Genomic DNA, 22,744 nt, shown 5'->3' with positions numbered 1-22,744 from the left:
CACCTCCTTGTTCTATTATCATTAACAAAATTCGGAGGTATGATACTCTTTGTCATGCATTTTTTATTACCTTTTTAGCTTTCTTAATGGTTCAATATTTCCTTGTACAATAGCATCTATATTTTCTGTTATTTTTTCAATGTCAAAATGCCACCATTGAATTTGCAATAACTCTTCTACTATTGTATTTGTAAATCGTTCCTTTATTTTATTTGCAGGGTTTCCGCCAACAATTGTATATGGTGCGACGTCTCTAGTCACAACAGATTTAGCTGCAATGATTGCACCATCTCCTATTTTTATTCCAGGCATAATCGTTGCATCCATACCAATCCATACATCATTTCCTATAACTGTATCCCCTTTGTAAGGTAAATCAGACAAATTAGGTGTATACTTCTCCCACCCATTTCCAAATATATTAAATGGATATGCCGAAAATCCATCCATCCGATGATTCGCTCCGTTCATAATAAAGGTAACTCCATTTGCAATACAACAAAACTTTCCAATAGTAAGATGATCTCCAAGAAATTCATAATGATGTAATACTCGATCTTCAAATGTTTCTCCATCTTTCGCATCATAATAAGAATAGTCACCAACAAGTATATTAGCTTTCGTTATTGTATTTTTTATAAAATGGACATTTTGATTTCCTTCAATAGGATATTTAACATTTGGATTAGGATTCATGTTGTACAGCACTTCCCTTACCATTTATTTCACTTTCTACCGCTATTACTGGCTTTAAATTGTATATAGGTAAAATAAATAATAATCCAATTATAAATAGTAAAGCTGTTCCCTCATACATCGTACTTAATGAGAACACCTCTTTTAATGAACCGGCTACACTCATTGTTACTACCATTGAACCGGTAAATAGTGGACTTAAAATGCCATTTACACGACCGATAAAATCAGTATCGCTATTTTGAATAATGAGCGTATTAATACCTATTTGGATACATGGAAGAGCTAACCCACTAAAAAGTTGTGCTGTAAGTGTCACCCATAAATTCGTTGAATAACCTATAATACCAATGCCGATCGCCTGACCGAGCATCCCTACAATTAACATCTTTTGCGGAGCTACGTTTTTCGCAAATACCATCGCTAAAGCTCCGCCAACAATCATACCCGCGCCATTTACTGTTAGTAACCATTGCAAACTCTCTTTTGATAACCCTAACTGCTCAGTCACAATAAATATACCTAATGGCTGAATCAATCCTATACCTAGTCCTGCTGCCATAAAACAAAGCCCAAGCAAAGTTAATGCTTTTTTCTTTTTCACATATTTAATACCATCCAGCATCTCCTGTAGTAGCGTGATTTCTTTCTTCTCATTATCATTCTCAAGATCTTTCGGAAGAAATAACAACACAGCAGCTGCCAGTAAAAAAGCGATACCTGTTATGATAATTGAAATATAAATTCCAAAACTATGAAAGATAAATGTTCCAAGAATCGGTCCTAACACCATAAAAATCGCAAATATTGTTTGATATATAGACATCGCTAATTGAATTTGTTCCGTTGATAAATGCTGTTTAAACAATTTCATCCCTGATGGTTGAGAAAACTGCGAAAGGATTGCAGAAATAAGCGTGACAAAAAACACGATTTTCCACGTTCCAAACATTAGTGTAATTAATACAGCGAATACTGAAATAGAACTTAACGTCTCACACCATATCATTGTCCTCTTCGGCTTCCACCTATCAGCAAAAGTTCCACCAATGAATGAGAAAATAAAAATGGGCGCAAATTCAGCAACTGAAATCATTGAAATAGCAAAAGCATCACCTTTCGTCATTTCCATTACATACAGTAATACGGCAAAGTTTCGAACCCATATTCCAATTTGTAAAAATAATGCTGAAGCTAAAATTCCCTGTACAAATCTATTTTTCAATACTTGTGATACCCCATTATTTTGTTTCGTTACTACATTTGTCGACATAAAAAGGCCTCCTATTTCGTGTTCTGAACAGGAGGCAGCACAAATCATATAAAAAGACTATATATTCGCAGAGCGAAATACATCCCTTTTCTATAAATGTACAGACTAACCCTATTCAGAAGAATATTTCGTTTTTTAACGAAGATCTCTTACAAATAGAATTAGTTGATCATTGGGATGTGTTCACCCTTCCGTTTCGAATTTAAATAACACATACATACTCTATGTAAAGCATTTTCGATGTATGCATGTCTTAAAATAAATATTCTAGAATGTTAATGGTAATTCCTCTAAAGAACGCATTAAATAATTACCTTGCCATTTAATATCTTCACGATTTCCTTTTAATTGCAAAGCAGGCATTCGATTAAACAAAGTAGTAATAGCAATCTTTGCTTCCAACCTAGCAAGCGGAGCGCCTAAGCAGAAATGGCTACCATGCCCAAATGCAATATGACGATTATTCTCCCGAGTAATATCGAATACATCTGGGTTTTCAAATATTGTTTCATCGCGGTTTGCCGAAGCTAATGCAATGACAACCATATCCCCTTTTTGGATTGTTTGTTCGTGAATTTGAAAAGGCTCAGCTGCCCATCTTGCAGTTGTAACCTCAACTGGAGAATAATAACGCAATCCTTCTTCAATTGCAGAATCAATTAATTTTGGATTACCTTTTAATAACTGTAATTGATTTGGATTTTCAAGAAGTGCTAATACCGTATTCGTAATTAAATTCACTGTTGTCTCATGCCCTGCTACGATTAATAGCATTATCATTGAATATAGCTCTGGAGCACTAAGTTTATGCCCTTCATTTTCTGCAAGTATTAGCGCACTAACCAAATCTTCTTTTGGATCTTTTCGTTTTATATCAACTATATATTGAAGATATGTAATAAACTCAGATAGTTGTTTTTCGGTTTCCTTTATTTCTTCAGGTGTTTCTGGCGATGCAATGACAGCATGAGACCAAATTCTAAATTTCGCTTGATCTTCTTTTGGAATACCAAGCATCTCACTAATCACAATGATTGGTAAGGGGAATGAATAATCATCCACTAGATTTAATGTACCTTTTCGCTCTATCTCTCTTATTAAATCATCCGCTATTCTCTGAATTCTTCCGTCTAATTGTGTAATCATCTTCGGTGTAAAAGCTTTTTGAACTAAAGATCGTAAACGACTGTGATTAGGTGGATCTGAATTTAACATGTGCGTTGTTAAATGATCACTATTGTCAACGGAAAGATACATGTTCGTTGTATCTTGAGGAAACACATTTGCCGCATCTTTTTTTAAGCGATTATCTTTTAGAAGTGGCAATGCATCTTCATATCTTGTAATGAGCCATTCTTTACCGATTTCAACTTCATTTACAAATAATATAGGTTGCATTTTTCGCGATTCTTTATAAATTTCATATGCATCTTCTTTAAACTGCGCTGAAGCCAAATTAATGCCATCTTCTATTCTTTGCCCAACTTTATTTTTCATTGACATTGTATTCCCTCACTCTCATTTGTTTTTAAAAACCAACCAACATATGCATTATACTCTAATAAAAACGTGAAAATTGTAAATTTTTAATCAAAATCTTACTTCATATATTGAAAAATAAAAAAGTGAGAGAGTAAGATCTTTCTACTCTCTCACTTTTCTTTATGCGAAGCACATGAAATTACTAATTTGTTGATAGCGATAACTTACTTTACGACGACGACCACCTTGCCAAGTGTAACCTGATACTCCGTTTCTTCTCACTTCAGTCGGAAAGAACCATAAGTCTCTCCCGAAAGGTCCTGGACGATGTAAACGTAAAAATCCCCATCTTCCTAGACAGTTACACATCCATGATTTCATATTTCCTGGTTGTGCTGGCGAAGCAAATGTGGATGGTAACGATGGAGCTTGAGATGGTGGTGGTGACGTTGGAGCATCTTCCGCATCATCTGGTCTATAATCTTCTTGTTCCATATCTCTCACTTCATTTACAGATTCATACCCGTAGTTTTGTGGATTATAATACACCCCTTGATCATATGGATAATTTTGCTGGTTATACATATTAACAAATCACCTACTTTTCATTCAGTACCTTTAACATTCATATGTGATTTGCCTCCTATAGGAAGCTTATGTATAGCCTAAATTCAACAAAAAAATAAAGCTCGTATTTTAAAAATACGAGCTTCTTCATAATCGGAATAGATGTATTATTTTCTTAATTTCACACTATAAAAACGCATTTCATCTAACGAACCTTCAAATTCAAATACTTCTTGTTTAATTAATTCCTTTAAGCGATATTCTAAAAACGTATCGCCAACTAACTGCTCTACATGACCAAGTGCTTCACCAATTACCCTAGGGGCTTTTAGGAATTCTCGATCAGCACCAATACTTTTCGCACATTCAATAATAAATTGATCAAAATAATCTTCTTGTACAGAACGCACTTCATTGTCTGTCCAAACTCTTAAAAATTCCGTACTTTTCGATAGACTATCCCACTCATGTTCAAACTGCATACGTTTCTCTACAGTTAAATATGGCAATTCTACAAAACTTTTTTGAATTAGAGCTAAACTTTCAGGTGCTAACTCTCCAGTTCCACGAATAGCATACTCTTTTTTTAATATTTCTTTACTTGCTTCAGACGTATTAATAACGCGAATGTTTTTCTTATCTTTTAATTGCGCCATTACAAAACATAGACCTACATGTTCATGTGCGTTATTAGCTTTCCAAATTGTAATAGGTGTTTCAATAGGAATAGTGTGTAGTTCTTCCATAGTTTCTAAAAACCTTGGTAAATACTCTTCTTCAAAATAATTATCATAAGCAGTTAAATTGTTTACTAACCATTTCTGTCTTGCAAGTTGTCCCTCATTCATATGTAGCTTGTTTATCGGCCCAATTGAAAAGAATTCAGAAAAAGCGACAACCCTCCCTTCCAATTGTTCTTCTTGACTAAACATATATTTTAAACATCCAGCTGTTGAATCATCAAACGCAATATGTACGTGTGAGCTTTCTTTTACATTTCTTATATATGATGTATTACTCGTTAGTTGCTTAGGAATATCCATCAAATTTTTAATTGCATCTTCACTATAGTTTTCTTCTAATAAATTCAACTGAATAAGAATACTTTGAAGTAAATGTTTTGCTTCATCTTCGTACATATCCTCTACAACATTTTTGATTTTATCTATCATACAAATCCCTCTATTCATTTCATAAATAACGTATATTATAGTGTATCATTTTAGTATCATTCTTTTAAAGTTTTTTTAAAGTAAAAGCATTTATTATTCAGATTGCTACAGCTATCCACATTTTCAAAAAAAATCTCTCCTACAATTCTTAATTACTAAATATTCTTTTGTAAATCCCTTTATTTAAATGTATACTTATATAGAAAATAAAAAATATAGGAGCTATATGTATGGAGAAAGCGATTACTACTTATAAACATTATTTGAAAAATTGGAGATTTATATTTATTTGTATATTACCTACTATCGCCTTATTATATGTTTTCGATGTCATCTTTGAATTACTATTTCATCAAGATTTCTATTTATCTAACTTAATTTTTGCTATTATTTTATTTTTAATATTTATGAGCATCAAAGATATGTTTAAAATTGAAAGTTAAAGAGCCGGATAAAAAAAGAGCACCCTGCAATCGGATGCTCTCATGTGATAGAGGTTTTTTCTGAGTATTAAGTAGGACACGAAGGTCTTGTCCTACAATATAATATATGCTTGTACTTATTTTATTGTGCATCTATTAAACATCAAATGTATACGTATTGCTAAAAATTCTGCTCATTTATTAATTGTATAATTATTATATTTACACATAAAAAACATCCCTATGGATGTTTTTTATGTACCGATTTTTAAGCTTCCATAAACTTAGCCGGTACACCAATTTTTTCAACTACAGAAGATATATTAGTAGGATTAATCATTACATTTTCAATACTAACTAATTTATTTTCTAATAGTCCATTCTCTGTAGTAATAAGTTCTTCAAACCGATCTAAAGTCATCGAGAATTTGTGTTCACTTCCGCCATTCATACAGACTTTAACATACTTCATAGTGTCACCGCCTTTCATAATAATCTATATTTCGATAAGAAGACGCTTACATCCTTTTTATTTACTACTAGATTTCTCACTTTTACTCCTTGCCAATTCACGTTTATTTATTTTAGAAAAAGCAGTTACTATTTTATGTTCACGTTATAATTGCTAGTAAGAATGCTAAAGATAAAAATGCACAAAGTGGTATATATAAAACAGTATCCATTTTAGCAAAATACGTATCTTTTTTTCGCTTAAAGATGCCAAAATAATGAAACTCACCAATTACTCTTATAAAAAAAACAATCATACAAATCCAGGAGCCCAATTGAACGATAATATTAGGAACTTCGAAATGAACAACATTTGTTTGTTGTAATAAAATTATTGCCGCCATACTTAATAATAAAGCAATGAACAATGTCATTCCTACACCTGGTATAAACGCCTTTTCTCCAGATTTTGTTGGAATGACACTATTTGTCGCCCACTTACCTCCGAAAGCCCAGTAAACATGTAAAAAGCTAACTAAAAATAATATACAGACAGAAATATATGTAATAATAAGCATTTTGTCCTCCCATTATTTTATTTAAGTCCTTAACTTTAGGGTATGCTATAAATTCCTCATTAGCAATCTATATAATTACATAAAAAAACCCTTCAATGATAAATCATTAAAGGGTTACTCAAATATCTTATGCATTATACCTATTTCTACGACGTTCCATCCTCGTTTGTCCTTGAGCAATACCTTCTTTATATGGATCTATTTGCTCTGTCATTTCATATGTTGCAGCTTGAGCTGGTTCTTCGTAATTATGCTCACGTATTTTTTCTGGCGTATTTCGTTTTGATACTTTTCCACCAAACTTAAATAATTTGATCTTTAATTTCGGTAATCTAGGAAGTGGAATCTTAAATGATAATTTTTTGCGCTTCTTTTTTTGTTGAAATAGATTTATATTTTCTTTATTATCATCCTGCTCTTTACGATGTAATAACATCGCAAGTAATCCACCTAATATAAGTCCTCCAACTAACAGTAGAAGATATAAGTAATGACTTGTCATTAAACTCGACATACGTTCAAGTATGACTAACGACTGTACTTCTTTAATATCCCAAAGTAAAGCGGCCCATAATGAGAATAAACCGAAAGTAAGTCCATATGTACGAAAACGGAATAAACATGGAATTAAAGCGATACAAGCGGCGATTTTCGCATTCCCTATTATTGAACTTGTTGAAATATCTTGATGCCAAATGACTAACAGCAGTGCTATAAATGGCGCATACGCTATCCAACTACATATACGTGAATATATTTTTTTCGCAAAATAGCTACCGAAACTAGTAAAAAATAAAAGGCCTCCGATATATAAAGATTGTTCTAGTGGGATTTGCTTCATAATTCCTGCAACTGGAAAGAGGCCGCTTAATAGCATTAATAACACATCTAATTTCTTCACAATTCCTCATTCCTTTCAAATTTCTTTTGAATCAATTCATATTGCTTTTCCATATGATGTAGATTTTGTATTTCTAAAAAATATCTTAATCCTGTATGTAAATAAAGTAAATACATAAAAGAAAAGATACATGACAAAGGATATCCTTATTTACATGAAAAAATGACAAATCCTGATCAATATAACGAGCAGGATTTGTCTACTATTATTTAAAGCAAAATAATTGAATCTTTCTTTTCTATTTTCATTATATCTACATCCAATTCATCATCAAACTCTTTAAACTCTCTTGCATCTATATCAGTCATATAGCTCTTTATTACTTTCGCCATATGCATAGAATACGGCATATGTATATTTTTTTCCTGAAGCATACTTGAATTACAGCACATATAGTGTACCATTTTAGCGATATAATTCCTTTCTACAGGTTTTACACCTAGCGTTAATATTTCAAGTATGTATCGCTGCAATGTTTCACTACCATTTAGCGTATATTCGCCAGTGCTATAATACATCCCTTTTTGATCTACATATAAACTTGTACCTTTAGGAGCATCATCACGTTCTATCACACCGTATTTTGGTGTATCAAAAGATGTATTTATTCTTATAATGTTTAAATTAGGGACCTTTAGCGCATCAGGAACAATCTCCGGTAAAATATCTATATCAATTTTTTTATTTTGTAACTCTTTTATCCAATATTTTCTTAAATTCGCATCAATAATAAAATATACTTGCTCATTTTCCTCTTTTGCATGTTGTAAAATTTCTGTTAATGTTTCAGAAACAAATTGTTTAAATTGAATTCCCATATCATTTCTTTTTGAAGGTTGTGGTAAAAAGGTGTTGTGTTTATTTACATTTAATAACAAATGATCAATCGTTTGCCAATCTGTATTCCCGTATAGTTTATATGAAATTTCTTTTCCTTTTATTTGTGAAAAAATAGGTAAGAAATCAAATTTCGAGATTCGCTCAATTGATAAATTAACATATGTACAAGGTAAATTTATTTTATTCCAACTACGTTTCAAAAATCCTTTTTGTTCTAATAAACTAAGGATACAATTAATAATTGTTGTACGAGATACACTTTGGCCAATAAATAAATTAATAAATGCTGAAATACGGTTAGTTCGTGCAAACCCTTCTCTAACGATTTGCTTTGGATCAATTTTTTCACGCCCATCACAATTTTCCATTGCGATTAACGCCAATGTCGCATCATTGCGCTCACCTGCAGTAGCATAAACCGCTTTCATAACATCCTCTACTAAATTTGTTTTGTATTTCTGGCAATATTGCATTTTATATGGATTTTGTAATACTTTTTCAATATTATATCTTACTATTTTTAACAATACTGGAGAATCTGCATTTAATACATATAACGACTCACCGATTTGAGCTAACAAAATTTCACTTTCAAATAACGCTTGTTCAACTTCCAACGATATTTTTTCAGACCATATTTCTAACGTTATAGTCTCTAATCCTTTTGGTGCAATTAAAGGGAATAATTCATTTTCATTATTTGTTGCTAGTTTCTTACATTCTGGTAGTAATGTGAAATCAGTGAATTTTTGCTGAAACCCTTTAAATAAATACTCTCTTTCCTTTACTTTTATACCAGGTTTTATTTTAGTACCTTGAACTTTATATATTCTCTCATTGTATGGAAGTAACACCCTAAGATTTTCTCCTAGCATATAATCTTTCGGATATTGAAGGATATGCTCTAATTCAACTTCTCCTCCTATATGAAAATCATCTTTTAAATTTCTAAATATCTTTATCCACTTTATACCGTTTGTAGCTTGCTGTACTTTTAGTTTTACAAACCGAACTTTTTTATTATTCGATGCAAATTCTGGAGTAGAAATTAAAATCATGCCTCGTTTTCTTCTCAAAAGCAAAGGAATATCTGGATGGTTATATTCTTGATATTAAGAATGATTTTATGAGCATTTCGTATAAGTGCGATTTCATTAATTAATGCTATTTTCAAAGAAGACATACCAGCGATAATTTATGTCTATTCTATATAGGTGTTAGCAAGTTCGTTTGCAAACTTGTTAGCACTTTTTTATATTTCTTCTATTACATAAACCTTCACGAAAACATCATATTTAGTTGCTAACTCTTCTAATTTCCTTTCCCTATATTTTGTCACTGTAAAAAAATGAATGACTGGCACTTTCCCGTTATATTTCTGTTTATATATTTTTGTGAACTCTTCGTATTTTTTATTTTCTCTTCATTCACTTTCATCTTTTGCGAACGATCTACCCTAATGGCATGAAGTACTCCTTCCTCATCTCGATATCTCACATCCGGAATAGTCTTTTTCTTCTATTTATTTTTTATATAGCGGCACTCCCATTAAAACAGCATAAAAAATACTCCTCTTGAATCGAGGAGTATTTTTCTTTGTTATTGATCAGTGCCCTGATTCTTACCAACAGCTTGTGATTTTTTCGCTGCTGATTGGGCATTTTGTTGTTTTACTTGATTTACATTTGTTTCAGTTGCAAACTCTGTACCATAGCCAGCATTTGCATTTTGAACGCCAGCACTAGCAGCTTGTGATTTTTTCGCTGCTGATTGAGCATTTTGTTGTTTTACTTGATTTACATTTGTTTCAGTTGCAAACTCTGTACCATAGCCAGCATTTTGTTGTTTTGCACTTTGAATACTAGCACCGGAAATTGTTTTATTATGACCTTGTTGATTTTTATCCATTATTTGTCACCTCCACAACCGTTAATATAACCAACCTATCAAGAAGATATCCATACAGATTTTTTTAAATTGACACATATATCTCTTGCAGCAATAATCCTTTATTTAAATGCACAAGATATCCATCCATGGAGCTAATCTTTGCCATAGAATATGTAAGTCAATTACGTTCTTACACGGCAGATTTTTCTTATAAATTTTCTATTCAAGTTAATATAACACCACTTAACGGTATTCCATGTATCTATTGGTTAAAAAAATCCTCCTTCAAATAATTAACTGTAAAATTTCTTATTCACATACCTCTAATTTAGGGTTATCATTTCTGATAACCCTAAAATTGGAAATCGTACTATGATTACAAAATAGGCATTCTATATTTTGAAGTGCATTTACAAGGAGGAAAAACTACATGACAGTAAGCACTAAACTTAAACAAGCTATTGCTGGATTATAGGGTGCTCAAGCATGCCTATAAGGATTTGTTCTTGATACTGATAACCAGCAAGCAAAACAATTATATAAAGGTGCAGCACAACAAACTCAAGAAATTATTGAATCTTTAAATCCTCGTCTTGAGCAAATTGAACAAGAAGACCCTGAGTATAAGTAATAACGTAATACCTTTCACATAGAATATCGACCAAATGGAAGAGTGCTCAGCTTAGATAACGATTATCAAAATGCAATTATTACACGTAATATGTAAAAATCTCTAAATTAAGAAATAAACAGCCTTATTTGAAATGTAAAAATAACAATTCTATATAAAGGCTGTTATTTTTTGTTACACTCTTATATACTCGGAATCACATAGACATTCACATATATATCATATTTTGCTGCTAACTCTTCCAATTTCTTTTCTCTGTATTTCGTTACCGTAAAGAAATGAATCACCGGCATTTTTCCATTATGCTTTTGTTTATAAATCTGCGTAAGCTCTTCATACTTTTTTAACTTCTCTTCATTCACTTTCATTTTCTGTGAACAATCTACCTCGACTGCATGAAGTATCCCTTCTTCATCACGAAACTTTACATCAGGAATTATTTTCTTTTTCTCCTTATTCTTTATATAACGTATATCCGTTTCAATCTGCCACTCATCCGGACAAAATAAATGCAACCATGCTTCATTACGTAACAGTGCATGAGCTAACTTCCCTCTTGAAACAACCTTACCGTCATCGCCAAACAAGGCATGCCCTTCCTTATTGAGATAATACACGTATTCTTTTCCTTGCATTGTTTTACTTAAATACGGTTTCAAATCGCCCATAATTCTGTTTGCATTTCGTATACCACCTATATCATGCACACTCATTACATGTCGTCTTGTGGCAAACTGCAACTTCCTAATCGTCGCAAGTATCGCCATCTGACGGTTGATCTTCATGTGACTCTGGATGTTCATGTTTTTCCACCTCATATTCTTTTAGATGTTCCCACATCATTTCATCGCTAATATAAGGAACTTGAATTTCGGTGAGTCGATCTGATTTATAAATCGCTCTACCAGGTAAAGATGGTAATGTTTCTAATCCAGATTCATCAAGAACCACCTCAGATGCCACTCTTGTTGGTAATCGAAATCCTAATTTTGCATCAGACATTTGTTTTACTACCGATGGAATTGATGTAACCGTTGGGTACTGTGTAGCCAAAATTAAACGAAACCCTAATCCGCCCGATACAGTTGCGATATAACTAAGCATGTACTGACACTCTTCTCGGATCTTATTAACGTGACGCGGCAACCCTTTTACCGGGGCAAGTACAGCACCTTCATCAACAATGATGAAAAAACGGTCTTTTTCTTTTGTCTCAACTATATTTTTATAACCATTTTCCTTCATGAGTTTCCCGCGCTCTTCAATTTTCTCCATGATTTTTTCGAGTACACGATGTGCCTTTTCGACTGAATCAGCTACCTCAACCACTTGTTTTAAATTACTAAACTCGCTAAATTCCAGTCCTTTTTCCTTTAAATCAATTAAATATACGTGAGCATTTTCAGGGTTCGCTTCAATCAAGGTGGTAAGTAGCACTTTCAAAAACACTGTTTTCCCCATTCGTGTAAGACCACCTAATACCATATGGGGAGTTTTATCGAAATCATGATAAATCAACCTCTCTAGACTTTGCCCCATTGGAACGCGCCATTTCCCTTTCTTCACTAATCCGATTGACCAATTCCACTCCTCTGGTATATCTCTGTGGAATACGCGAATGTTCAATTTATAATTATCGTATTGAATACGCACTGGTTTATTTAATCCTTCCGATACAACATCTTCTACCTTTTGGATGATTTTACTCGGCATGCCTAACGGTAAGGTATATACATAAGTCGTACTACGATCATCATCAATTTGTTTTTGGAACTTTGGATATTGCAATTTTTCTTCATTATTTCTTTTGATCGCAATACCAGCTACCTCAAAAAACACTTGTATCTTTCGCTTATCATCATTTTTACTTTTGAACTTTTCACCGAATAATGCCACTGTTAAACCTGCAGCTGGAACGAGTAATAATTCAATCATTTTCTCCACTCCCCATATACCCTTTATTAGGGTATATATCCCTTATTTTTGGAAGACTCCCGTACATGTTCTATATCAATGACCAGTAAATGTCCTACAATTCCACGTTGATATTCCCTTATAGAAACGCAAAGAGAACATAACGTAGAAGATATAAGAATGAGCCTGTAAGTGTTGTGTACATGGTCATACGTGGAAGCCAATGTGGAACACTCTGGCCCATTTTTTCTGCAACTTTCATCGTAATCACTGACAAACCAGTTGCCGTCCATACTACTACTGCTTCACCAACGATTGTCATTTGAATCCCTCTTTTCTAATAAGTTGGAATCCCTTCGAAGTCATTACCGGCTGATACTCGTTGATGACATCTCCCCACTCCAACACTTCATCCTCATCTTCATATAAATCCTCCATAATATCGTTTGATAAACGGTAATATCTTTTATATTCTCGATTATTAAAAACCTCATGTCTTTCCATGTGATCCACGATTGCATTCGTTTCTTTTTTACCACTTGAACCTTTATACATATCTCTTAATTCCTTTGATGGATACAGGTAAGGCGTTTCGTTTAAATGTGAATATTGCCAACGCATATGCGCCCTCTCCCTTCTTGATGTCCTCGATTCCACTTGGTATTCCTCGTGGTCTTGATTTAGGTATATGACCTAGAAAGAAGGATTTTGCCTGTCCAAGCGAAAAAATAAAAGAAAGGCCTAGTACTTTTTTATTAGGAGGGAAAAATATAATGCGAAGTCGTTTGAAAGAAATTTTAGATAGCAAAGGTATAAAGTACAGCTTCGTCGCAAAATTAGCATCAATTTCAAATTCAACTATGACAAACTTAATTAAAGGCGCTACGCCTACATTGCCTGTTGCATATCGTATTGCAAAAGTTCTCAAATTGCATATAGAGGATATTTGGTATGAAGAGATAGAATAGTGCTCAGCTGGTTATACTCATACTGAGGTGAATTGTATGATTTGGGCTATTCTTTCATTAGTCGTCGTTTTTGGATTAGGAATTATCCTTAAAGCACCACATGTCTCAGAAGAGGAAATTCGTATGAACCATTTGAGAGAGCAGGCTAATCGTGAATATCTAGAGAAAATGGACACACGAAAATTTGAATACTTAATCGCTGATTTGTTTAATTCTCTTGGGTATCGAGCACAAGTTACACCTGGCTCTAATGATGGCGGAAAAGACATTATCCTTTGGAAAGACGATGAAGTGAAATTTGTTGAAGTGAAAAGATATACAAAGGGATCTATCGGAAGGCCGTACATTCAAAAATTACATAGTGCTATTATTGATGGTGATGCAGCTGGAGGATACTTTGTTACACTTAGTCATTTCAATAAGAATGCACGGCAATATGCTGCGAATAAGAATATTGAGTTAATTGATGGCAACTCACTTATCGACATGCTAAATTCATAAAAATATAAAGCTCCTTACTTTTGAACGGTGGTTTTTCGTTACAAATTCACGCTTTAAACAGAACTTATGTACACTTACCGTTCACAAGTATGTCGGAATAGTTCGCAGGAATTTGCGAAATACTAAACGATTTAAATAAAACTCCGAAGCCAACAGTTACAGAAGATATACAAAAACAACTTAAATGAGAACTTATACATTCAATGCAAACTCAAGAAGAAGTATTAATTTCATCTTATCACGATAGCTGTATATCAATATGGATACATAAATATTATCCATATTGATATACAAATTTATCTTAGCTTGAGAGAGGAGTTCCTGCATCACCAATCGCTTGAATCATTTCAATTTTTATGTTAATTCTGTTTGGTGATTCTATAATGTTATCAGCTGAATTACTTTCTACTTTTAAGTTTGGTCCAATAATAGTAACTAGCTCTTCGCTAATATGCAGTATAAAGCCTTTGATATGAATACCTTCTAAAAATAATACGATGTATAAATTAGTTAATTGATAATCATATAGTAGTTTTTTAATTTCAATTGTTATTTTTTCAATATTATTAGATGTATCTATTTGGTAATAAGATTCTTTTCGATTAAATAATAATTGCGAATTATCTTGCGATATTATAAATTTTTTGAAGGTTAGTGGCGTATCAAAAGTATCGCTTAATTTTAATAAAACTCGAGAAGATTTTTGGATTTTTGATGATTTTGCAGAAGTACCAGAGTTTTCTTTTGATCTTGATGTTTTTTTTGAAGCACAGAGTGATTCTTGAGGTCTTATTGTTTCTGTTGAAACATGGGGTGATTCTTGGGGTCTTATTGTTTCTGTTGAAACATGGAGTGATTCTTGGGGTCTTATTGTTTCTGTTGAAGCATGGGGTGATTCTTGGGGTCTTATTGTTTCTGTTGAAGCATGGGGTGATTCTTGAGGTCTTATTGTTTCTGTTGAAGCATGGGATGATTCTTGAGGTCTTATTGTTTCTGTTGAAGCATGGGATGATTCTTGAGGTCTTATTGTTTCTGTTGAAGCATGGGATGATCCAACAGAATCCGATGAATATGCAAAAGATTTTGATGGAATAAAAAACGGAATAGGTTTTATATCGAATAATCTGAATTTAAATTTGGTATTGTCTTGCTTTGAACAGAACTTACACACATAATCCCCTCCTATAAAGGTTTGTATTATATTGTAAACATGACTTGTATAAAAGTGATAGTACAATTACCTAAAATATAGATATAACTTATATTTTTCAAACTTTTTTATAAATTATGATAAGAGTCCCATCAATAGGCTTGTATGTAATTAATTTCAAATTTCATATTTGATACCTTTTTTATTTGTTTGAATTTTATATAACATTAAAAAATGCACTAGGATTACAAATACCTAGTGCATTTTTCACCTTGCTAATTACGCTCCTCGATCATCACTAACTGATAAAATATCACTAATTTTGACACTAATTTGGTTAGGATTTTCAAGTGCATTTCCATTATCATTACTTTCAACTTCTACGCCTTCTCCATTACCACGACGAAGTGTAACAAAAGTTTCTCCGATTCGAGTAATAAAACCTTCTACGTGAAATGAAGGCAAAAATAATACAACTCTCGCTCCTACTAATTGAAATGCGCGTAACAAAGTACGGATTTCATCTTCACGATGTTCTGCCATTTATATCATCCTTTCCTTTGAAATTTATAAAGTAGTGAAGAAGTCTTTTGGAATCAAACCTACTTACTATAAAAAAAGAAAACTAGTAAAGTAAATTTTATCTTATTTTAGTACTGCCTCACTACTTTATAAGATAGATTATGTTTATTCTTGCAATTTGCTTAGACTTGCTCACTAATAATATAAAATCCAAACGTTTCCCTATTTTTTCAGAAAATTCAAATAATATATTCAGAGGCATTCTCTGTGAAAACCTCGATACTTTACTTACCAAAGATTACGATAACTTTTTATTTATTAAATTAGATAATAGAATTGAAAATAATAACGTTCTTCCTTAATAAAAGTGAATTTCTCTTTTCTTGACAGTAACTAACTTTGAGCTTGCTATAATATAAAACATTTGATCTTTGCTATTGTGTACTTCATATTGTGCCCAGCCATTTATTTTTGCATCAATTGTGAATTCTAATCTTACATCATAGAAACTTTGTATTATACAGGTGCCTTTGAATTAAATACAGAATTTAGATTCAACAAATTAGTGAATATCAATTAAAAGGAGGTTCGTAATTTTTAGTACATGCTATTATTACGACCGTTCAAATAAGCGCTACCGGAAGAAACGTAAAAAATGCGACTTTGATTGCCATTGTGAACCTCGTTACCAAACGTATACATCAGGCCCTTTATTCCGTAATGCAGACACAGATTTCATTCAGGTTTCTGCACTCAATCAAACTGACGAACCGCAAACTGTAACAATAGCGGTACAGAATTATCAAGATACTTGTGATGGTGATGTATATCCTTCTTATGGATATCTTTGTGGAGAGTTAATTAACAATGATAACGGTGGGTCGGATGATGAAGTAAGTAATCGAAATGGCAACGGAGGGTGTATCTATTGCGAGCCTGAAGGCGTAAATCCGTTTGTTGGTCCAGTAACATTTACGATTCCACCACGGCAACTGTTTAGCATGCGGGTGTTTATTCCACAAGAGCCGATTATTCCGCAAGACCCTATTTACGTAGTTCGTGTGACGTTACCACAAGACCCTTTCACTCCACAAGAACCTGTCCGACCAGTTACCATAAACACATGGGGCATCAACTTTGCAGGTGTAATTCAGCAAGGGAATACGGTGTTGAACGGGCAGTTTACGCCAACAGAAGCATTCATGCCAGTTGATCCCATTTAATACGTTATAAACTTAAAAAAGCCACCCAACAGGACGGCTTCTTTTTACTTCACATACACATAAGCTTCATTTGCATTTATATAGTATGTTTTTCCTTCGCTATTGTGAAATATACACCTAAAAAGCGTATCCCAAGAGAAGATATTATTTAATACGAGAATATTTTTCTTCAACTAGTATTTATTGATTAATGCCACAACTAGTAGTTCTCTCCACTATCTCTTAAAAATTAGTATAGTTTGTATGAATTATGTATCTAGTAGAATCTCTCTATCAAAGAAAAGTAAAATAGTAGGTTAATAAACAAGCATTCTTTTTACTAAAACATAGAATAATATGAACCCTAATCGAAGGGAGGTATAAAAAATGTCCTGGAATAATGATTGCTGGAGTTCTAAGAAAAATCATTGTTGTGATGATTGGTGGAAATCTAAAGATAAGCATCATTGTGATGACGATTGGTGGAAATCTAAAGATAAGCACAATTGCGATGACGATTGGAAGTTTAAGCGAAATAAGTGTCGTTGTAAATGTTTCTTTATTTGTTGTCATTGTAAAAAGAAACATTGTTAAGTTTTTGAGTGCCAGCTTAAAGACAAAGAACATGTCTTTGGGACTGATAAATACTAGGTTATAGTAATTAAGAAGACCGTCTCTAAATGGGACGGTCTTTTCTATTTCTGTCTTAAATAACTATACTCTATTGTCCAAGCTTCCCTCCTACTCTTCGCATAGCATGTACTAAAAAAGAGGTGCGTGATTAATATGTCAAACTATTATTATGACCGTTCACATAAGGTCCTTTATTCCGTAATGCGGACACGTACTTCATTCAAGTTTCTGTACTGAATCAAACAAACGAACCGCAAACTGTTACTATAGTGGTACAGAATTATCAAGATACTTGTGATGGTGATGTATATCCTTCTTATGGATATCTTTGTGGGGAGCTAATTAACGAGGACGACGGAAATGGCAACGGCGGTTCAGATGTTGCTACACGAAACGGTGGTTGTATCTATTGTGAGCCTGAAGGAGTAACTCCGTTTGTTGGACCCGTTACATTTACGATTCCACCACGGCAACTGTTTAGCCTAAGGGTGTTTAGACCTCAAGAGCCGACTATTCCACAAGATCCGCATCAACCAGGCGACCCTGTTTAAATATGAAATAAATATTATTATACTAATCTAAAATTTCCATATTTACATTTTTTTCTTTTTATCACATAATTTAAATTGGGAAAGGGAGGAAAAAAATGGTTCAAATCAAAGTAACACCTGAAATGCTAGAAGAAGTGGCTAATCGTGCAAATAATACCAGAATCGCATTAGAATCTATACATAATAATTTATGTAATGAAATAGATCAATTGTGTTCTCAATGGATTGGTGCCTCTAATCAACAGTTCATTCAAATGTTCAATGATGCGAGACCAAAAGCTTTTACATCTATCAATTCACTTATACAGGTAGAAGAAGATTTGAAACGAATTGCCGAAAAATTTCGTAATACAGATAATCAAGATGTTACAATGGAAGAAGGTGCAATGTGTGGTAAACCTTCCTCTGAAGAAAAAGGTTTTGATGGCGGTAAACTAGCTCGAGATATAGCTGGTGAAATAAGTGGTGAGTATGATATTAAAAGAGCGTGGGATGGTGTTGATCCATCTACTGGTGAAAAACTATCAACCTGGGATAGAATCTTTGCGGGTGGAATGGCAGTAGCTGGTCTTACACCAGTTGGGAAACTTGCTAAAGTGGGTAAAGGGGTAAAAATGACCACTGAGGCCGTTGAGGCTACTAAAGCTGTAACCAGCGCAAAACCAAATTTTGTATTATTTAATAAAACACATCGTGATTCAATGCCTAAGCCTAAGGGTCGAGGACCAAATGGCGGTAATTTACAATCTCATCATGGCTTACAGCAACAATGGGCAAAAGAAAATTTAGGTAAGTATGGATATGATCCAAAGCTCGCACCAACAGTGACTATTGAAACCGGAAAAGGATTACCTCACACCATTATTTCTAATGCACAGAATCTAAGGCGTGATGAGCGTTTAAGTTCAGGCAATGGAAAATGGAGCTCTACTTTACAAGATGAATTAAAAAATCTAGTATCTGATTTTGAACACGCCGGATTCTCTAAAGAAAACATTTCAGAAACTTTAGAACAGCAATATAAAATGCTTGATAAATTAAAGGTAAAGTATGAAAGGATTGATCATTAATGAATATTCTAGAAAAATTAAACGAGGCCTTCACTTTAGAAGCTCAGGAATCGCCAGCGAGTAAAGAGGCCATTCAAGAATTACAAAAGTTCTCATCAATAGATGTACCATTAGATTATTTAGAAGTAATCCAAAATTGTACAAACGCAGAGATTAATGTACAAAATGAACTTTACATACGTATTTGGGGCCCTACTGATTGCATAGAGATGAATGAAGCACATGATATTCAAAAATATATACCAAATTCACTGGCAATCGGTGATGATGAAGGCGGAAAAGCATTATTATATGTAGATGGAAAAGAAGGATTCGGATTATATACAGTGGATTTTGGAGATTTAGATATTGAAGAAGCGATTAAACTAGCTCCTTCATTAAAAGCATTGTTAATAGATGGTGTCGGAGTAGAGGAATTATTGTCATAGTTAAAAAAATAACAGCCGAATCATTTATATCGAGTCGGCTGTTATTTTTGATTAAGCTATCCTTTTGTTTTACTTCAAATACTCATACCACCAATCTCTACGATCAAGGTACTCCTTCATCGCATTTAATTGAGCATCTGAAGTTGGATCAGAAATAAAATATGCTAATCCATCAAGTTGTAAAATGAACTTAGCTGTCATTTTTAACGATGTCAATGCTCCCATAACATCTTCAATATACTCTCTTGAAAATGCTCCTGATTGGATGATATTTAGTTTAGTTGTTTGAACTTGCTCTTGCACTGCTCCAGTAAACCAAGACAATGACTTGCTCCCAACAAGCGAATTCAGGTCACACTTACCGATACCTGGTACATTTCCTGTTTCCGTGTACTGCCAAATATCGCAAGGATATGCTGGCTTATTACCGCCATAACGCGGAATCCATACAAAATCACTTTTTACGTTCGCCATACCACAATGTGCATACATATGATGACCGACATATAAACCAACTTTCTTAGCACCTAAACGGTATAACTCATCGATAAAAACTTGTGTCCCCACTCTCATATCATCCATTGTTTTCACTTCTACATCTGCAACCCAAACAGTAGCACCCTTGTCACCGCGGCTCCAGAAGTCTTGTGCTTCCTTCTTCGCATCAGCAATTGAAACAAATCGGCAAAATGCATAGTTACCAAAAGGAATGTTATGCTGCTTCATCGCTTGTACATAGCCTTTATATAATGGATCTACATAGTTTGAGCCATCTTGCACACGAGCAATTACAAAATCCAAGTACTGTTTTGCTACAGACCAGTTAATATTACCGTTCCATTTTGAAATATCTACGATCTGTCCCATTATTGATCCGCTCCTTTTTTATCTTCTTGTTTCTGTTTACCACCCAAAATCTCCACGGCATTTGTTAATGCTTGTGGAAGTGGAATTCCCATTCGTCCTGCATTTTCTAAAAGAGACAGCAACTCATTTCCGATGAAAAAGAAAATCGTCGCTTCACGAATTGCACTGTTTGTTCCCATAACTGCATCAGCTTGAGTAGCAGCTGCAACCAAAAGAAAAAGCACCACCTTTTTGGCGATGCCTTTAAAACCAACCTTGCTTTTTAGCTCTCCATTAATTCCTGCTGCCAATACCCCAGTGATATAGTCGATGGCTGCCATGATAACGAGAACTTTCAATGTTGTATCCCACCCTCCTAAAAAGTATCCACAGAGGCCACCAAATGTAGCGATAAATGCCTTTATTAATACATCAATACGATCCATCTTTCCATCTCCTTATTTATAATAAAAAAGAGAGACGCGTGTCCCTCTTTTCTCAAAAACCATTTAATTGCATTAACCCAATTAATTTTATTTATCTGTTTTATCAAGATCATCCGATAACTTCTTTAAAATATCACGTGCTTCCGACTTCTCTTCATCTGTTAATTTAGCATTCTTACTTTTTGCTTCCAGCGATTTAAGCACTTCCATGTATGCACTCTCTTTAGTACATACAGTGTCTGTATAAGAGTCACCAATAGCGACTAATGAATAATACGTTCCACTAGGACCGTTGTTATTTGTGTTTGGCACATATCCTGCAAGATATAAAGTTCCATCTTTATCAATGCTTATAGAATTATTTGAAGAACCCTTATGAAATGCTGAAAATGGCATCTTCCATTTTAGTGTTCCATCTGGGTTTACTGCGAATAATGCTTGTCTTGCCTTAACATAGACTACACCATTTTTATCTATTACAGGTGAGTGCTCAACCCCTTGACCCGTCGAGTATTCCCACTTTAATGTGTAGTCTCGATTATACGCAGTTACCCCGCCACTTGTAGCTATATAAATTGTCCCATCCTTCGAAGAGATTGTAGGAGCATATCTCGCGGCTATCTCACTTTGCTTCCACTGCTTTATTAGATTTCCATCTTTATCAAAAACATAAAAAACAGATCCACCATTTATAAATAATTCATTATTTAATCCTAAAGAAAAACCGGGGTTACCGTCATTCCCCCGAACCCTTTTATTCCATAATTCCTTACCATTTTTATCATGGGCATAGAGAAAATAGTTTTCGCCACTTGAAAGTAAAGTATAAAGTGTTCCATCTTTTGACATGAGCATAGAATTCTTACTACTAGTAGCTCCTTTAAACATCTGACTTGATTCCCATTTTTTTGATCCATTCGAATTATACGCAGTTATTGATTTTGAATTATGTACATAAACTGTACCTTCACTGTCTATAATAGGACTGCTAGAAGTACTTGCGTCTTTGACTTGCCATTTAATTGAACCATCAGGATTTAAAGCTGTTAGTTTCTCGCTTGTAACATAAATAGTTCCATCTTCTGCTATAACCGGTGTACTAGATGAATTTGCTACACCATCTTTAATCCATTTAATTGAACCATCTTTATTAAACGCATACAATTTTCTAGTGGAGTTTCCAATATAAATCGTCCCATCACTCCCAATTGCTGGTTGATACTCAAAAGTTTTATTTGGGACAGCACTATCTTTATAAAGCTTGTATTCCCATTTCACTTTACCTGTTTCTGGTCCAGCATAAGGTGAGTTCTTGTTCCAGTTCTGTCCAAATGGAAATTCAGCTTGCAGATCATACTTTCCTTGTTCGAATTGTTCACCTTGTGTACTTGTGGTTTCTGCTTTTGTCATTGAATTAGGATTTAATCCTACCATCAATGCAAACAGAAGCATCATTAACATAAACTTCTTTTTCATAATATACCTCCTAAATGTGATATTAAATTGGATACATAACACTAACTATTATATCACTGTTACTTTATATTATGATTGAATAATTTTAAAACATTTAACAAAAAAAGAAATCCTGTCATCTACTTGTTATAAATC

Annotated in this window: 25 protein-coding genes and 3 pseudogenes; 8 read left to right on the top strand and 20 right to left on the bottom strand. The window is 33.6% G+C overall.

Annotation, left to right across the window (positions count from 1 at the left end; genetic code table 11):
- Nucleotides 1-66: 66 nt before the first annotated feature.
- The 5 genes from ACU8YW_RS13025 to ACU8YW_RS13005 form a co-directional block, all read right to left on the bottom strand.
- Nucleotides 67-696: a Vat family streptogramin A O-acetyltransferase gene (locus ACU8YW_RS13025; RefSeq protein WP_088063589.1), complete on the bottom strand. Its 630-nt coding sequence runs from the start codon at nucleotides 694-696 to the stop codon at nucleotides 67-69.
- Nucleotides 686-1,969: an MFS transporter gene (locus tag ACU8YW_RS13020; protein WP_098133338.1), complete on the bottom strand. Its 1,284-nt coding sequence runs from the start codon at nucleotides 1,967-1,969 to the stop codon at nucleotides 686-688. The genes ACU8YW_RS13025 and ACU8YW_RS13020 overlap by 11 nt, the downstream gene beginning before the upstream one ends.
- Nucleotides 1,970-2,236: 267 nt before the next feature.
- Nucleotides 2,237-3,472 carry a cytochrome P450 family protein gene (locus tag ACU8YW_RS13015; protein ID WP_088063587.1) on the bottom strand — a complete coding sequence of 412 codons (1,236 nt, stop codon included), beginning with the start codon at nucleotides 3,470-3,472 and terminating at the stop codon, nucleotides 2,237-2,239.
- A gap of 159 nt (nucleotides 3,473-3,631) precedes the next feature.
- Nucleotides 3,632-4,036, bottom strand: coding sequence for a hypothetical protein (locus tag ACU8YW_RS13010; RefSeq protein WP_088063586.1), 405 nt, complete (start codon nucleotides 4,034-4,036; stop codon nucleotides 3,632-3,634).
- A gap of 149 nt (nucleotides 4,037-4,185) precedes the next feature.
- Nucleotides 4,186-5,190: a DUF1835 domain-containing protein gene (locus ACU8YW_RS13005; RefSeq protein ID WP_426934306.1), complete on the bottom strand. Its 1,005-nt coding sequence runs from the start codon at nucleotides 5,188-5,190 to the stop codon at nucleotides 4,186-4,188.
- A gap of 230 nt (nucleotides 5,191-5,420) precedes the next feature.
- Between ACU8YW_RS13005 and ACU8YW_RS13000 the strand changes: the two genes are divergently transcribed.
- Nucleotides 5,421-5,633, top strand: coding sequence for a hypothetical protein (locus ACU8YW_RS13000; protein WP_048547123.1), 213 nt, complete (start codon nucleotides 5,421-5,423; stop codon nucleotides 5,631-5,633).
- Between the two features lie 247 nt (nucleotides 5,634-5,880).
- Here ACU8YW_RS13000 and ACU8YW_RS12995 read toward each other — a convergent pair whose 3' ends face one another.
- The 6 genes and pseudogenes from ACU8YW_RS12995 to ACU8YW_RS12970 form a co-directional block, all read right to left on the bottom strand.
- On the bottom strand, nucleotides 5,881-6,084 hold the full coding sequence (locus tag ACU8YW_RS12995) for a hypothetical protein (RefSeq protein WP_000878362.1): 204 nt from the start codon (nucleotides 6,082-6,084) through the stop codon (nucleotides 5,881-5,883).
- Between the two features lie 139 nt (nucleotides 6,085-6,223).
- On the bottom strand, nucleotides 6,224-6,640 hold the full coding sequence (locus ACU8YW_RS12990; protein WP_088063584.1) for a DUF3995 domain-containing protein: 417 nt from the start codon (nucleotides 6,638-6,640) through the stop codon (nucleotides 6,224-6,226).
- A 127-nt stretch (nucleotides 6,641-6,767) separates the two neighbouring features.
- Complete coding sequence (locus tag ACU8YW_RS12985) at nucleotides 6,768-7,541, bottom strand: DUF3959 family protein (RefSeq protein WP_097908456.1); 774 nt, start codon at nucleotides 7,539-7,541, stop codon at nucleotides 6,768-6,770.
- Nucleotides 7,542-7,750: 209 nt separating this feature from the next.
- A pseudogene (locus tag ACU8YW_RS12980) lies at nucleotides 7,751-9,493 on the bottom strand (RNaseH domain-containing protein); the annotation flags it as partial.
- 140 nt (nucleotides 9,494-9,633) lie between these two features.
- A pseudogene (locus ACU8YW_RS12975) lies at nucleotides 9,634-9,926 on the bottom strand (replication-relaxation family protein); the annotation flags it as partial.
- Between the two features lie 54 nt (nucleotides 9,927-9,980).
- Nucleotides 9,981-10,289, bottom strand: coding sequence for a gamma-type small acid-soluble spore protein (locus tag ACU8YW_RS12970; RefSeq protein ID WP_306008562.1), 309 nt, complete (start codon nucleotides 10,287-10,289; stop codon nucleotides 9,981-9,983).
- 412 nt (nucleotides 10,290-10,701) lie between these two features.
- Between ACU8YW_RS12970 and ACU8YW_RS12965 the strand changes: the two are divergent.
- Nucleotides 10,702-10,902: pseudogene (locus ACU8YW_RS12965) on the top strand (DUF1657 domain-containing protein).
- 182 nt (nucleotides 10,903-11,084) lie between these two features.
- Here the strand turns inward: ACU8YW_RS12965 and ACU8YW_RS12960 are convergent.
- From ACU8YW_RS12960 to ACU8YW_RS12945, 4 genes are all read right to left on the bottom strand, one after another.
- Nucleotides 11,085-11,705 (bottom strand): replication-relaxation family protein, encoded by a 621-nt coding sequence (locus tag ACU8YW_RS12960; RefSeq protein WP_446894107.1) that lies wholly within the window; start codon nucleotides 11,703-11,705, stop codon nucleotides 11,085-11,087.
- Entirely contained in the window at nucleotides 11,647-12,837 is a 1,191-nt protein-coding gene (locus tag ACU8YW_RS12955) for an FtsK/SpoIIIE domain-containing protein (protein WP_446894106.1), read from the bottom strand. Before ACU8YW_RS12955 ends, ACU8YW_RS12960 begins: the two co-directional genes overlap by 59 nt.
- 118 nt (nucleotides 12,838-12,955) lie before the next feature.
- Nucleotides 12,956-13,138: a hypothetical protein gene (locus ACU8YW_RS12950; RefSeq protein WP_000156984.1), complete on the bottom strand. Its 183-nt coding sequence runs from the start codon at nucleotides 13,136-13,138 to the stop codon at nucleotides 12,956-12,958.
- Nucleotides 13,135-13,437: a hypothetical protein gene (locus ACU8YW_RS12945; protein ID WP_327961239.1), complete on the bottom strand. Its 303-nt coding sequence runs from the start codon at nucleotides 13,435-13,437 to the stop codon at nucleotides 13,135-13,137. The genes ACU8YW_RS12950 and ACU8YW_RS12945 overlap by 4 nt, the downstream gene beginning before the upstream one ends.
- 152 nt (nucleotides 13,438-13,589) lie before the next feature.
- Here ACU8YW_RS12945 and ACU8YW_RS12940 point away from each other — a divergent pair, with 152 nt between their 5' ends.
- Together ACU8YW_RS12940 and ACU8YW_RS12935 are read left to right on the top strand one after the other, a co-directional pair.
- Nucleotides 13,590-13,784, top strand: a complete 195-nt coding sequence (locus ACU8YW_RS12940) for a helix-turn-helix transcriptional regulator (protein ID WP_097857572.1) — start codon at nucleotides 13,590-13,592, stop codon at nucleotides 13,782-13,784.
- Between the two features lie 36 nt (nucleotides 13,785-13,820).
- Complete coding sequence (locus ACU8YW_RS12935) at nucleotides 13,821-14,285, top strand: restriction endonuclease (protein WP_446894105.1); 465 nt, start codon at nucleotides 13,821-13,823, stop codon at nucleotides 14,283-14,285.
- Between the two features lie 301 nt (nucleotides 14,286-14,586).
- Here ACU8YW_RS12935 and ACU8YW_RS12930 read toward each other — a convergent pair whose 3' ends face one another.
- A complete protein-coding gene (locus ACU8YW_RS12930) occupies nucleotides 14,587-15,456 on the bottom strand; it encodes a hypothetical protein (protein WP_446894104.1) in 870 nt (289 codons plus the stop codon).
- A 258-nt stretch (nucleotides 15,457-15,714) separates the two neighbouring features.
- The gene (locus tag ACU8YW_RS12925) at nucleotides 15,715-15,978 is read right to left on the bottom strand and encodes a hypothetical protein (protein ID WP_097856933.1); all 264 of its coding nucleotides are present in this window, start codon (nucleotides 15,976-15,978) and stop codon (nucleotides 15,715-15,717) included.
- A 980-nt stretch (nucleotides 15,979-16,958) separates the two neighbouring features.
- Between ACU8YW_RS12925 and ACU8YW_RS12920 the strand changes: the two genes are divergently transcribed.
- The 4 genes from ACU8YW_RS12920 (at nucleotide 16,959) to ACU8YW_RS12905 (ending at nucleotide 19,841) form a co-directional block, all read left to right on the top strand.
- The gene (locus ACU8YW_RS12920) at nucleotides 16,959-17,180 is read left to right on the top strand and encodes a hypothetical protein (RefSeq protein ID WP_446894103.1); all 222 of its coding nucleotides are present in this window, start codon (nucleotides 16,959-16,961) and stop codon (nucleotides 17,178-17,180) included.
- Nucleotides 17,181-18,061: 881 nt separating this feature from the next.
- Nucleotides 18,062-18,343: a hypothetical protein gene (locus tag ACU8YW_RS12915; RefSeq protein ID WP_446894102.1), complete on the top strand. Its 282-nt coding sequence runs from the start codon at nucleotides 18,062-18,064 to the stop codon at nucleotides 18,341-18,343.
- A 95-nt stretch (nucleotides 18,344-18,438) separates the two neighbouring features.
- Nucleotides 18,439-19,413: a WXG100 family type VII secretion target gene (locus ACU8YW_RS12910; RefSeq protein WP_446894101.1), complete on the top strand. Its 975-nt coding sequence runs from the start codon at nucleotides 18,439-18,441 to the stop codon at nucleotides 19,411-19,413.
- Complete coding sequence (locus ACU8YW_RS12905; protein ID WP_446894100.1) at nucleotides 19,413-19,841, top strand: SMI1/KNR4 family protein; 429 nt, start codon at nucleotides 19,413-19,415, stop codon at nucleotides 19,839-19,841. The genes ACU8YW_RS12910 and ACU8YW_RS12905 overlap by 1 nt, the downstream gene beginning before the upstream one ends.
- A 69-nt stretch (nucleotides 19,842-19,910) precedes the next feature.
- Here ACU8YW_RS12905 and ACU8YW_RS12900 read toward each other — a convergent pair whose 3' ends face one another.
- From ACU8YW_RS12900 to ACU8YW_RS12890, 3 genes are all read right to left on the bottom strand, one after another.
- The gene (locus ACU8YW_RS12900; protein ID WP_446894099.1) at nucleotides 19,911-20,708 is read right to left on the bottom strand and encodes a GH25 family lysozyme; all 798 of its coding nucleotides are present in this window, start codon (nucleotides 20,706-20,708) and stop codon (nucleotides 19,911-19,913) included.
- Entirely contained in the window at nucleotides 20,708-21,133 is a 426-nt protein-coding gene (locus tag ACU8YW_RS12895) for a phage holin family protein (protein ID WP_446894098.1), read from the bottom strand. The genes ACU8YW_RS12900 and ACU8YW_RS12895 overlap by 1 nt, the downstream gene beginning before the upstream one ends.
- Nucleotides 21,134-21,220: 87 nt before the next feature.
- On the bottom strand, nucleotides 21,221-22,609 hold the full coding sequence (locus ACU8YW_RS12890) for an outer membrane protein assembly factor BamB family protein (protein ID WP_446894097.1): 1,389 nt from the start codon (nucleotides 22,607-22,609) through the stop codon (nucleotides 21,221-21,223).
- Nucleotides 22,610-22,744 lie beyond the last annotated feature (135 nt).

Source organism: Bacillus pretiosus, from assembly GCF_052947655.1.
The sequence above is the reverse complement of the archived record's forward strand: the minus strand, read 5'-3'. Positions and strand labels throughout refer to the sequence as shown.

Excerpts from the sequence above, each read along its gene's own strand:
- ACU8YW_RS12905 (WP_446894100.1), top strand. The coding sequence starts at position 19,413 with ATGAATATTCTAGAAAAATTAAACGAGGCCTTCACTTTAGAAGCTCAG.
- ACU8YW_RS12925 (WP_097856933.1), bottom strand. The coding sequence starts at position 15,978 with ATGGCAGAACATCGTGAAGATGAAATCCGTACTTTGTTACGCGCATTT.
- ACU8YW_RS13010 (WP_088063586.1), bottom strand. The coding sequence starts at position 4,036 with ATGTATAACCAGCAAAATTATCCATATGATCAAGGGGTGTATTATAAT.
- ACU8YW_RS12935 (WP_446894105.1), top strand. The coding sequence starts at position 13,821 with ATGATTTGGGCTATTCTTTCATTAGTCGTCGTTTTTGGATTAGGAATT.
- ACU8YW_RS12890 (WP_446894097.1), bottom strand. The coding sequence starts at position 22,609 with ATGAAAAAGAAGTTTATGTTAATGATGCTTCTGTTTGCATTGATGGTA.
- ACU8YW_RS12960 (WP_446894107.1), bottom strand. The coding sequence starts at position 11,705 with ATGAACATCCAGAGTCACATGAAGATCAACCGTCAGATGGCGATACTT.
- ACU8YW_RS13000 (WP_048547123.1), top strand. The coding sequence starts at position 5,421 with ATGGAGAAAGCGATTACTACTTATAAACATTATTTGAAAAATTGGAGA.
- ACU8YW_RS12950 (WP_000156984.1), bottom strand. The coding sequence starts at position 13,138 with ATGACAATCGTTGGTGAAGCAGTAGTAGTATGGACGGCAACTGGTTTG.
- ACU8YW_RS13015 (WP_088063587.1), bottom strand. The coding sequence starts at position 3,472 with ATGTCAATGAAAAATAAAGTTGGGCAAAGAATAGAAGATGGCATTAAT.
- ACU8YW_RS13020 (WP_098133338.1), bottom strand. The coding sequence starts at position 1,969 with ATGTCGACAAATGTAGTAACGAAACAAAATAATGGGGTATCACAAGTA.
- ACU8YW_RS12945 (WP_327961239.1), bottom strand. The coding sequence starts at position 13,437 with ATGCGTTGGCAATATTCACATTTAAACGAAACGCCTTACCTGTATCCA.
- ACU8YW_RS12970 (WP_306008562.1), bottom strand. The coding sequence starts at position 10,289 with ATGGATAAAAATCAACAAGGTCATAATAAAACAATTTCCGGTGCTAGT.
- ACU8YW_RS13005 (WP_426934306.1), bottom strand. The coding sequence starts at position 5,190 with ATGATAGATAAAATCAAAAATGTTGTAGAGGATATGTACGAAGATGAA.
- ACU8YW_RS12940 (WP_097857572.1), top strand. The coding sequence starts at position 13,590 with ATGCGAAGTCGTTTGAAAGAAATTTTAGATAGCAAAGGTATAAAGTAC.
- ACU8YW_RS12990 (WP_088063584.1), bottom strand. The coding sequence starts at position 6,640 with ATGCTTATTATTACATATATTTCTGTCTGTATATTATTTTTAGTTAGC.
- ACU8YW_RS12995 (WP_000878362.1), bottom strand. The coding sequence starts at position 6,084 with ATGAAGTATGTTAAAGTCTGTATGAATGGCGGAAGTGAACACAAATTC.
- ACU8YW_RS12910 (WP_446894101.1), top strand. The coding sequence starts at position 18,439 with ATGGTTCAAATCAAAGTAACACCTGAAATGCTAGAAGAAGTGGCTAAT.
- ACU8YW_RS12895 (WP_446894098.1), bottom strand. The coding sequence starts at position 21,133 with ATGGATCGTATTGATGTATTAATAAAGGCATTTATCGCTACATTTGGT.
- ACU8YW_RS12920 (WP_446894103.1), top strand. The coding sequence starts at position 16,959 with ATGCGGGTGTTTATTCCACAAGAGCCGATTATTCCGCAAGACCCTATT.
- ACU8YW_RS13025 (WP_088063589.1), bottom strand. The coding sequence starts at position 696 with ATGAATCCTAATCCAAATGTTAAATATCCTATTGAAGGAAATCAAAAT.
- ACU8YW_RS12955 (WP_446894106.1), bottom strand. The coding sequence starts at position 12,837 with ATGATTGAATTATTACTCGTTCCAGCTGCAGGTTTAACAGTGGCATTA.
- ACU8YW_RS12900 (WP_446894099.1), bottom strand. The coding sequence starts at position 20,708 with ATGGGACAGATCGTAGATATTTCAAAATGGAACGGTAATATTAACTGG.